This is a genomic window from Ancylomarina sp. (assembly GCF_041555295.1).
Classification (GTDB): domain Bacteria; phylum Bacteroidota; class Bacteroidia; order Bacteroidales; family Marinifilaceae; genus Ancylomarina.
Genome location: NZ_JBFFKR010000320.1, coordinates 1 through 3,417, shown reverse-complemented (window position 1 = coordinate 3,417; position 3,417 = coordinate 1). Strand labels below are relative to the sequence as shown.

General features: G+C 33.9%; 3 protein-coding genes. All 3 read left to right on the top strand.

Going from position 1 to position 3,417, the window contains the following annotated elements; translation table 11 throughout:
- On the top strand, window positions 1-180 hold a 180-nt coding region (locus ABY905_RS15270; protein ID WP_372645423.1), incomplete at its 5' end, for a hypothetical protein.
- Between the two features lie 237 nt (window positions 181-417).
- Complete coding sequence (locus ABY905_RS15265) at window positions 418-2,217, top strand: DegV family protein (protein WP_372645421.1); 1,800 nt, start codon at window positions 418-420, stop codon at window positions 2,215-2,217.
- A 10-nt stretch (window positions 2,218-2,227) separates the two neighbouring features.
- A complete protein-coding gene (locus ABY905_RS15260) occupies window positions 2,228-3,004 on the top strand; it encodes a DUF1295 domain-containing protein (RefSeq protein ID WP_372645419.1) in 777 nt (258 codons plus the stop codon).
- Window positions 3,005-3,417 lie beyond the last annotated feature (413 nt).

Below are 3,417 nucleotides of genomic sequence, written 5' to 3'. Positions count from 1 at the left end.
TGGGTTGGCGAAAACAAGGGAATCGCTCCAACCATAGAAGTTCGTCAGGATGCCAAATCTATGAACAAAGGGATTGATCCACAGCTTCAGCGTGCTGTCAAGGAGGCCCTTTCTCGTTTACCTAAAACAAAGAGAAAGATCACACCACCACCATTCTCAACACCTGCGCTTAAAAAGTAGAACGGGAAGGGAATGCTTAATAGAACAGTTAGCCGAATCTGAAAAACATTTTTCAGGTTCGGCTTTTTTTATGGGTATACTTTGTTTTGCAACTAGACAGAAATTATCATTGAAGAATAATTAGAATGACATTTTTTTATGAAAACTCAAAATGAAAAAAAATGTCTATCTTAAATGGCAAGTTAAAAGAGCGAAACTAAGTTCTGATGTTTACATGAAAAAAAAAGAATAAAGTCTATGAATTCAACCACAGACCAGTTTATCAATGGTAAATTTCTGTATTACGGCTTTATGGCAGGAAGTCAACAGGTCTTGCAAAATCAGGCAGAGCTTAATCGTATTAATGTATTTCCGGTACGCGATAAAGATACTGGAACAAACCTTGCCTCTACAATTCGTGCTGTAATCGATAATATAAAGCCTGATAAATCGTATAAGAAAACAATTGGAAATATAGCAGAGGCTGCATTAATAGGTGCCAGAGGTAATTCCGGAATAATCTTCGCTCAATTTCTTCATGGTTTAAGCAAGGAAACAAAAGATATACATGATATTACTTTGCAGGAGTTTGCTAAGAGTGTGAGGAAATCAATTCCTTATATGTATGAAGCCGTTGCTAATCCGATTGAGGGCACGATGCTAACTGTTATTAGCGATTGGTCCAACTTTTTGAGTAGCAAAGAAGAAGTTGTACACGATTTTAAGAAAGTGATAATCGATTCTATTGTGGTGCTTGAAAAGTCGTTGTCTGAAACCACCTCAAAGCTAAGGGCCTTAAATAAATATGGTTTTGTAGATGCAGGTGCTAAAGGTTTCGTCGTTTTTATAAAGGGTTTTATAGATTTTATTCAAAATAGAAATCTCAGGAGTCTTGCTAGGGGAAGAGTTGAAAATATATCTCTTATTCATTCTGAAGAAGTGCTTGATGAAGATTTGAATTATCGTTATTGTACTGAGGCCATTGTAAAAAAAATACAATTGACGACCTTGGAGTTAAAGCAATTTTTATCTAATTATGGAGATTCTATAGTTGTTGCTGGCTCCAATGAAACATGTAGAATTCACGTTCATACCAACCACCCAGCCGAACTTTTTAATAAGCTTAAAAATAGCGGTACCATAAGCTTTCAGAAAGTAGACGATATGCTACGTCAGAAAGAAATTGCAAGCCAAAGAAAATGGAATATCGCTTTGGTGACAGATTCTACATGTGATCTTTCGCAGGATTTAATAGATTACTATCAAATTAATGTTGTACCTGTAAATTTAAACTTTGGAGACAATCATTACCTTGATAAGATAACCATGCAACCAGAGCAGTTTTATGATCTGCTCAAGAGTAGTCCTGAATTCCCGAAAACATCGCAGATCAATGAAAGGGCTTTTACAAATGTGTATTCATATCTGGCTTCTCATTACGATGCCATAATATCTGTTCATCTTACATCTCAATTTAGTGGGACTTTTGCCAATAGTCTTAAAGCGGGGCAACGAATCGAGAAAGAATTCAATAAACCTGTTTATGTCATTGATTCAAAGAACTTATCAGGATCACTTGGATTATTGGTGCTTAAAACAGCTCAAAACATAGAAGCAGGACATGAACTTGAGTCCATAGTAGAATCATTATATAGGGATATTGTAAACACCAAAATATATGTTAGTGTTAGAGACCTAAAGTACATGATTAAAGGTGGTCGTGTTTCAAAACCTGTTGGCTTTATCGCGAACATTCTTGGTCTCAAACCAGTTATTTCTATGGATGTAGAGGGTAAATCCTTATTGTTCGGAAAAGCGTTTAGCCAAAAGGCTAGTCTGAATAAAATATATAAACATATCGAAAAAATTGCTGTTGAAAAATCAGTTTGGAATTATATTATTCTACATGCACATAATCCGGATGGAGCTAAAAGTGTAGGATTAAAGATGTTGGGAATTACAGGTAAAAAACCTGTGTCTGTGGTTGATATTTCACCTGTAATTGGAATGCATGCTGGTCATGGTACAATAGCTGTTTCATTAATGTTTGATAACTAAATTCTAATCTATGTTAGATCTATTTCTTCAAGCTTCGTTCATCATTTTAATTCTTGTGACCCTAATTTGGGGAATAAGCGTTATTATAAAAGATGTAAGTATTGTCGATCTATTTTGGGGGATGGGTTTTGTAATTGTAAATGCATTTTACTTTTATAATTCTGGAGATTTATATCAACGTAAAATACTTTTATTGGTTTTGGTTAGTTTGTGGGGATTAAGACTCTCAGTCTATCTTTCATGGCGCAATATTGGGAAAGGAGAAGACTTTCGTTATCAGAATTTCAGACGGAAATATGGCATCAAACGATATTGGTGGTTTAGTTATTTTCAGGTCTTTTTATTACAAGGAGCATTAATTCTCTTAGTTTCTCTGCCTTTATTAGGAGTTAATATAGAATCTGCTGCTGAAGGTTTAAATTGGATGGATTATCTGGGGATTCTTGTGTTTATTATTGGCTTTACTTTTGAAGCAGGTGGAGATTATCAATTGGCCAAATTTAAGAAAAATCCAAAGAACAAAGGACAAGTTCTAAGTACAGGTTTTTGGAAATACACCAGACATCCAAATTATTTTGGTGATTCTGCCGTTTGGTGGTCTTTTGGGATTTTTAGTATTGCTGCAGCTAGTTATTGGACAGTAATTGGTTCAATACTAATGACCTTTATCATTATTAAGATCTCTGGGGTTTCATTAATTGAAAAGAGTCTGAATGAAACTAAACCACAATACAAGGAATACATTGAAAAAACAAATTCTTTTTTCCCTTGGTTCCCTAAAAAATAAGGATAGATGGATGTTTTAGAAAGAAATATATGGTTGATTCTTTTTGTTGTATGGGGTTTACCCCTCTGCTTATATCGAAGCAGATTTCGAAAAATAATCTATCAAACGGACAATTGGGTTATTAATATTAAACCCGTTTTTATGAAAGAAATCAAAGGTTTATTTAGGAATATGTATCCTAATGATATTAAATATAAACGATTTAGACGTTTTTACATATTTTACCTAATCGTCTATTTCCTTTTATTTATAGCTTATATGAATTTTAAAAATGATAATAGTTATATGGATAAGATAGAAATAGGAAGTGTGATACCAAGCTTTGAATTAAAGGACCAGCATGATCATTTATTTCAGGTCGAATCTGTCATTGGGAAAAAAAATCTGGTTATTTATTTCTATCCCAAAGACGA